This is a genomic window from Microcoleus sp. B4-C2 (genome assembly GCF_036705265.1).
Lineage (GTDB): Bacteria > Cyanobacteriota > Cyanobacteriia > Cyanobacteriales > Microcoleaceae > Microcoleus.
This window is the reverse complement of sequence record NZ_JAUBUB010000083.1, coordinates 20,328-28,084: the sequence shown is the minus strand read 5'-3', so window position 1 is coordinate 28,084 and position 7,757 is coordinate 20,328. Positions and strand designations below refer to the sequence as shown.

Sequence of the window (7,757 nt, the reverse complement as noted above, 5' to 3'; positions counted from 1 at the left end):
CGCCCGTCCTTTTTGGACGGGCGGGACGCCCATCCCACAATAACAATTAAAATTGTAAGTTATTTAATTCGCGCTCCTAACCTTGGATTTGAGCATGAGGTCGATCGCTCTCGATGCGATACTAGAGAAACGATGATGTCTGTCCAATTATAGATCACCTTTTACTCTAAACTCTTCCAAGCGAGAGATGATTTTTGGTTTTTTGAAATTTACTATAATAATACCCTCTAATCACTCAAATAATAGATTTTTAAAATGATGGGAAAAACAAGCCTAATAAATTCATGACAGGGAATTCAAAAAAACTTGATCCAGGATAAATCCTATATTGCACTGTTCAATAGTGCGGCAGGTTTTTCTCTGCTCCCATGGCTAATTTTCTAAGATTTTGAGACAGTGTGGATAATTAAATCAATGTCATCTCGACTCCTGACGCGACATTAAATTCGACTTTTTTATTCTGCTTGCCCTCTAAAGCTTGTAGTATTGTTCCCAAAAAGCCCGCTGTATTGAATGTTAACCTGGTTCTATTTATTACATTGACACGAGAAACTCATGGAAAACACATTGTTCGATCGCACATTTCGCGACAGCGAAGGCCAAATTGTTATAGCTCAGATGCCAAATCTACCACTGAGTGTCGGAATTGTAGCTAGTTTATTAACGCTCATTGTTACAACAGGTAAAATTAATTTAGGGTTGGATCTAGTAGCCTTTGGCTCTTTGTTTACTTGGGCTTGGGAAGAATTATTTCAAGGCGTTAATTACTTTCGTAGAGCATTAGGTCTGATTGTGCTTGTTGGTATAATTGCAGGGAAACTTCAATAATTAGGTCAGCATAAATCAAATCAAGAAGGTATAGCAAAACCTTTAATCAGGCGAATGAGGAACGGTGGAGAGGTTGACAGGCTGTAATGGACAATCCAAAAATTAACACCAATCGGATCTGGGAACACCTGAACAATGCTCAACTTATACGCTATCTGCTACTATTTGCGCTGGGCTGGGCGATCGTGCAGGTGTTGGCATATTTTGAAACGGTTCTGATTGTTTTTATTTTTGCAGCTATTCTCGCCTTTCTGCTAAACTACCCAGTCAAATTTGTATCTCGTTTCATCCCTCGTTGGGTAGCGGTTGTGCTGGTGTTTTTACTTGCCTTGTTGATTTTAGGTGGGTTAATGGCAACGCTAGGATTAGCTATCCTTTCCCAAGCACAGCAGTTATTGCAACAGGCTCCTCAATTTTTAGAGTCGGCGATCGCACTGTTGGAAGCACTCCAATCATTTCTGCAAAAGCGCAATATTACGGTCGATTTCAGCACCTTTGAGACACAACTGCGCGAACAAGCCCTCGGCATCATTGGCATGGGTTTTTCCACACTGCAAAATGTGTTATTAAACTTGCTAGATGTGATTGTGATTGCGGTGGTTGGCTTCTTTATGCTCCTAGATGGTAGACGACTATGGAATATGATTGTGAGGTTGTTTCCAGCCGGCTTACGCGATGATTTGACCAGGGCAATCCAAAAGAATTTTCTGGGTTTCTTTTGGGGTCGGTTGCTATTATCAATCTTCTTCGGCATCTCTACCTTTCTGGTGTTTATTTTGCTGGATATTCCCTATGCACTGGTCATGGCAGCAATCGCAGGCGCATTTGACCTGATTCCCGGTATTGGCGCAACGATTGGGATTAGCCTCGTCTGCCTGATTATTCTGCCTCAAGGAATTCTGCTCAGTTTGAAAGTTTTAGTGGGTTGCATTGTCTTACAGCAGGTTGAAGAAAACTTACTCATGCCCCGTATTATGCAAGGCTCCATTAATATAAATCCAGTCATTATGTTCTTTGCGCTATTAGTAGGGGCGCGAGTCGCTGGATTGGTCGGAGTTTTTCTGTCGATCCCGATCGCGGGGGTGGCGATCGGCATCCTGGATATTGATGAAATGCGTGGGGAAAAGACAGAACAACCTTCTGGTTGATGTAGAAGCCAGTTGGCTTAAGGTTTCGGTTAAGATATTTTGTTGTGAATCTCTGGGAGAGCAATTATGAAAGGTTTAAAGGGAAAAAATGCACTCATTACTGGAGCGAGTTCAGGCATTGGGCAGGCGATCGCCATTCGTCTCGCCCAAGAAGGTTGCAACATTGCCGTTAACTATCGCAAAAGCTTAGAAGAGGCAGAAGATACTGAAGAAATGGCCATGCAAAAAGCCTGTGGCCAGGCAGCAGAATGCGGGGTTGAAACGCTGCTGATTCAAGGTGATGTTTCTAAAGAAGAGGACATCGTGCAAATGGTGAATCAGGTTGTGGAACAGTTCGGTCATATCGATATCCTGATTAATAACGCTGGGATTCAAACAGAAACCGCATCCCATGAAGTTCCAACGGATGAATTCGATCGCGTGATTGCGGTGAATTTGCGAGGTGCATATCTCTGTGCGCGGGAAACCATTAAGCACCTATTGAGTGAGCAACGCCCTGGGGTGATTATCAATATTTCGAGTGTGCATGAAATCATTCCTCGCCCGATGTATATCAGCTATTCCATCAGCAAAGGCGGCATGGGGAATCTGACTAAAACCCTAGCGTTGGAATACGCAAACCGAGGCATCCGCGTCAATGCTATTGCGCCCGGTGCAACGATTACACCGATTAATGAAAGCTGGACGGACGATCCAGAACAAAAGGCAGTAGTGGAAAGCCATATCCCAATGGGACGGGCAGGCACATCGGAGGAAATGGCAGCATCTGTTGCCTTTCTCGTATCAGATGAAGCGGCTTATATTACGGGGCAAACGCTCTATATTGATGGTGGATTGACCCTCTATGCTGACTTTCGCGAAGCTTGGTCTGCCTAAATTAATTTGGAGAAACTATTTGGAGGAAATAGGCGATCGCTGTCATTTTACCTAAAAACGGATTTGTTTGGGCGATCGCTTTCTTTACTCACCGGACACTAGACTAAACCGCACTAAGGTGTCATGCAGACATGATTGAACGTGGCAGCCCGGAAGGCATTGCGGAGGAGTTAGACTGCCAAGATGTCAAGTAGTGGTATCTTGTGAGCTATCACATGAGACGAATTAAAGCAGGTATTCTACTTCATAAACTTGGAATACATTGTAGCTGGTTTGGGTTTGCCGTTGTTATTAAGTGTGTAAAACGACCCAATTAATACAATGTTGTCAAGTCCCGTTCGTTGGCATGATTAATACCAAATCCGGTAGCATCTTCGGGCGTAAAATCGAGTCAACAGTCAACAATCACGGATGGTGCAACCGGAATTTATATAATTCATCTGCGTTAATCTGTGTTTATCTACCTGTATCTGCGGTAAAAAAAAGAGAAGGTATTAAGCTAATCCGCATTTAAATTGCAGGGTAAGATAAATTTTCACTTTTGTGGGGAGTAGGGGTTGGGCATCTTGCCCGCCCTCAACATACAATTTAAATGCACAACAGCTTAACCGAAGATGACAATGGATGGACGCTGATTCACGCAGAGGTCGAGAATAGAGATATAAAAAATTCCGATGCTAACAGATTGATTTGATAGAATCCCGTCAGAACAAGTCTATTTACCTTAACATTGGAGAGTTAAAAGTATGACCGATAAACATAGCCAAAATGATCCATCATTGAATCCATTTCCGCTCAAAAATCTTGACGAGTTGATTCGTCCTTTTATTGTTCCACCAAAGCAGCAAATTATTGTGCCATCAGAGCGAGGAATTTCTCTAACAAAAGACTATGACCCAGCTTACAAAGCCAATCATCTAAAGAAGTCGAAAGCTAAAAGTCAATTAAAGGAAGGTATTAAAGCTTTAGCAGAATATCAAGATATTCTGTATGCCCAAAAAACCCATGCTGTACTAATCATTTTTCAAGCAATGGATGCTGCTGGTAAAGACAGTACGATCAAACACGTAATGTCAGGAATCAATCCCCAAGGATGTCAAGTGCATAGCTTCCAAGCGCCATCGACAGAAGAGTTAAATCATGACTATTTATGGCGTTGTTCCAAAGCCCTACCAGAACGAGGACGGATTGGAATTTTCAATCGATCTTATTATGAAGAAATCTTGGTGACACGAGTTCATCCAGAAATCCTAGAACAGCGACCAATTCCACCTAGTTTAATCGACAAGGATATTTGGGAGCGGCGCTTTCAAGAAATCAACAACTTCGAGAAGCAATTAGTCAATAACGGGACGATCATCCTCAAGTTTTTTCTCAATGTGTCTAAGGAAGAGCAGCGAGAACGTTTTTTAGAACGGATCAATCGTCCTGAAAAAAACTGGAAATTTTCTGTTGATGATGCTAAAGATCGTACTTTTTGGGATGAGTACATGGCGGTATATGAAGATATGTTTAATCACACCAGTACGGACTATGCTCCTTGGTACATTATCCCAGCCGATCGCAAATGGTTCACTCGTCTTGTAGTAGCTGGCATCATTTACACTAAGTTGAAGGAACTGAACCTTGAGTATCCCAGTGTGAGCGAAGAAAAGCGTCAAGAACTTTTGCAAGCAAAGCTAGTTCTTGAGAGCGAGTAATTAAGGTAACGGTCAATCACCCGGCACCGAGCGGATTACCGATACGGTGCGGGCACAGAAATTGCCTAGTTGACCAGTCTAAGTGGTTCGCCCACTACGTTTAAGGCAAGTGTTATGGCGCGAGATTCCGACTTTGAACCAACGCGAAACTTGAATAATTAAACTTTGCTATGACAGAAACAATTAATCCGCTTTATCTAGCCTCCGAACTGGTTTTAAATAATGGCGATGGCTTAGGGCAAATCAGCTCTATTTTGGTAGCAGGAGTGGTGACTGCATTAGCGGGAATTGCGCTCTTTTCCATCTTAAAATTACCGTTAAGTTGGTTCGCTCCAGAATTATTAACCCAAACTTATATTCGTGTAGTGGTTGGCTCAAAAAACATAGTTTTGGTGTTACTAACTTTTTCAGCAATGGAAGTAATGTTACTTCTAATTCCTCAAAGTAAATCGCTTAGTTTAATCGAGTTTTGCCTGAGTATTGGCATCACTATACTTAGCGGCTGGATGCTGTCAAGACTATTTAGAGAATTTTTTAACACCACAATTTTAGGAGTAACTTTTGAGTCAAACCCCAAAGTTAAAGGCGAGTCAATCTTCTTAATTCGGTATTTTGGAGACTTTGCGATCGCTGTAACGTTAATTTTAGTTTTTTGTATTAGCCATAACATCAACGTTGTCGGCATAGTTGCCAGTTTGGGGATTGGAGGTATTGCCATTGCCTTTGCGGCTCAAAAGACTTTAGAGCAATTTTTGGGGGGGATTGTCTTAACCCTCGATCGTCCGTTTACTGTGGGTGACTATATCGGCTTATCGGATGGGCCTACGGGTAAGCAAGGTACTTTTGGTAAAGTAGAAAGTATCGGCTTAAGATCAACCAAAATTCGCACTTCTGGTAAAGGCACGCTCACAATTATTCCGAATAATGCGCTTACCCAAGCTACCATTGAAAATTTTTCAGGTGCAAAGAAAGTCATGTCTGTAATGGTACTTGAGTTTCTTAAATCAATATCTGCCGATGAGCAAGCATTGATCCGCCAAATTGTGATGGACTGTACTATGGATATTTTTGGTTTAGATTGGCGTAGTACAGAGGTTTCTTTTAGTGAAAATCAGGCTCAAGTTTCCTTTTTTATTCTGGGTTCTAATGAGTTATCCATGGAACTAAGACGACAATTGCTGGATTTGGCAACCCAAAAAATTACCAAGCAACTTCACAAACATGATATTTCTTTTATCCTTAACCAACCAACGATTTATGTGGATGCGCCAATTTCTATCTAAACAAGTAATTAGGCGAGCAATTAAACTGACTAGCTTATTTTTAGTGGGTTGTTTGTTGGTGTTTACTCCCATGAGTTTTGCTCAAAATCCTGCTCAAAATTTTAGTCAGGGTTTTGTTAATGGCAGTGCTCCGGTGGTTGTTGATGGGATTCCCCTTTTTAATTTGCAAGCTGTGGAGCGATTTACAGCAAAGGAGCGCACCCAATTTGCTAATAATATTCTCAAGGAGGCGATCGCTAATGATCAATCCATAACTTTTGATGTGCGGAATGATGATAGTACCAGCGCTACTTCTATTTCCTTAAATAATAACTACCTTCTCACCGTTACAGCAAATGATGTTCTGCCAGGGTTTTCTCGAACTCAACAAGCTAATCAATGGCGGGCTATTCTAGAAACAGCGATCGCCAAAGCTAAAAAAGAACGCACTCCCCAATATATTTGGCAGAGAAGTCTATGGATTTTGAGCGTAATCGCAGCGCTGATCGTAGTGCGGCTTTTTTTGGGACTAGCAACCAGAATATTTAAGTTTCAAACTGGAATTTTCAGCAAGATTTTTTTTAGTTTTAGCTGGGGTGCGATCGCCATAGTCAGTTCCGAGTGGTTTCCCATCTTACGCAGTCTACGCTATCAGTTTCTTTCCCCATTTTCTCAGCCCCAGTGGCTGCTCTTTTTTGGAGCAATAGGAGTTTCTTTTGTATTTAGCCACTACGCTACAGATTTAGTAAAATTAGCGCTTAAAAAACTAGCTCCCCACGCCCTAGAAACTATCTATATAGAAATTGTTCAACCGAGCGATCGCCTTTTGGAATTTGCAGTTCTCAGTATTTGTATCAGTTGGTCTGTGAGCTTATTAGAACCATTAGTACCAGTCGTTTATAATCTCTTAAACCCGATTATCAATCTATTTTTAATTGGAAGCTTATATTGGTTATCAGTAAAACTAAGTAGCCGCTACCTGCGTACCTACGGATTCAAGTTGGGCGGCAAATTTAGCCCTAGTAGTGATGATGCCATTCTAGTGTTTGAGACCATTATTCATATCTTGATCTTTATTGCAGCTTTAGTTGCCTTTGCCAGCAGCCTCAACTTTGACTTGATTGGATTGGTGGCAAGTTTGGGGTTGGTGGGTTTAGCCGTCGCCTTTGCTGCTCAAAAAATTCTCGAACAACTGATTGCGACTTTAGTTTTATATCTTGATCGTCCTTTTGTTACTGGTGACTACATCCGCTTACCAGGTGGAGAATTAGGGAAAGTAGAAAGTATTGGTTTGCGATCAACCAAAATCCGTTCCCTTGGCACTGGCACAATTATTGTGATGCCCAATTCCATCCTTGTAAGTGTAGAAATTGAAAACGTTACTCTTGCCAAAAAAATCATGGTGTTATTTTATATGGACTTTGCTAGTGTTTTAGGGGAACGAGAATATGCCCTAGTACAACAAGTGATCATGGAAAAAACCGCTTACCTATCAGGGATTGATACTAACAGCACAAATATCTCTCAGGCTGATGGAACAGGAAAAAGATTAAGGGTTAGTTTTGCAATTTTAGGTTCTCAAGATAATGCGATTGAAGTGCGTAAACGTCTACTAGAGTTGGCAAGGGCTAAAATTGCCAAATCCCTCTCGATTCATGGGATTGTCTTTACGATGGAAGACCCTACAGTTTATGTGCAGTCCCCGATTACAATTTGATTATTGTTGTGGAGTGTTCAACTTAAAGCAACTGTTTTGAGGGGTAGTCAATCGATTTTAGATTTTAGATTTTAGATTTTAGATTAAAGAATTGAAGCATTGACCCCACGGATAAATTCGGGGGTTCATTTATCGGATACAGGTTTTTTATTTCTGGACGGATGAATCCGGGGGCTTGTATCCTGGATGCTTTCAGTCAATCTCAAGAAATCCCCAATTCCGAAGT

At 41.5% G+C, this 7,757-nt stretch carries 6 protein-coding genes; all 6 read left to right on the top strand.

Going from position 1 to position 7,757, the window contains the following annotated elements; all coding sequences use genetic code 11:
- Positions 1-555: 555 nt before the first annotated feature.
- The 6 genes from QUB20_RS21470 (at position 556) to QUB20_RS21445 (ending at position 7,531) form a co-directional block, all read left to right on the top strand.
- A complete protein-coding gene (locus QUB20_RS21470) occupies positions 556-828 on the top strand; it encodes a hypothetical protein (protein ID WP_333240397.1) in 273 nt (90 codons plus the stop codon).
- An 86-nt stretch (positions 829-914) separates the two neighbouring features.
- Positions 915-1,976: an AI-2E family transporter gene (locus tag QUB20_RS21465; RefSeq protein ID WP_333249326.1), complete on the top strand. Its 1,062-nt coding sequence runs from the start codon at positions 915-917 to the stop codon at positions 1,974-1,976.
- Positions 1,977-2,042: 66 nt separating this feature from the next.
- Positions 2,043-2,852, top strand: a complete 810-nt coding sequence (locus tag QUB20_RS21460; RefSeq protein WP_333249328.1) for a glucose 1-dehydrogenase — start codon at positions 2,043-2,045, stop codon at positions 2,850-2,852.
- Between the two features lie 746 nt (positions 2,853-3,598).
- A complete protein-coding gene (locus QUB20_RS21455) occupies positions 3,599-4,552 on the top strand; it encodes a polyphosphate kinase 2 family protein (RefSeq protein ID WP_333249330.1) in 954 nt (317 codons plus the stop codon).
- A gap of 170 nt (positions 4,553-4,722) precedes the next feature.
- Positions 4,723-5,835, top strand: coding sequence for a mechanosensitive ion channel domain-containing protein (locus tag QUB20_RS21450; protein ID WP_333249332.1), 1,113 nt, complete (start codon positions 4,723-4,725; stop codon positions 5,833-5,835).
- Positions 5,810-7,531, top strand: a complete 1,722-nt coding sequence (locus QUB20_RS21445; RefSeq protein ID WP_333291636.1) for a mechanosensitive ion channel domain-containing protein — start codon at positions 5,810-5,812, stop codon at positions 7,529-7,531. The genes QUB20_RS21450 and QUB20_RS21445 overlap by 26 nt, the downstream gene beginning before the upstream one ends.
- Positions 7,532-7,757 lie beyond the last annotated feature (226 nt).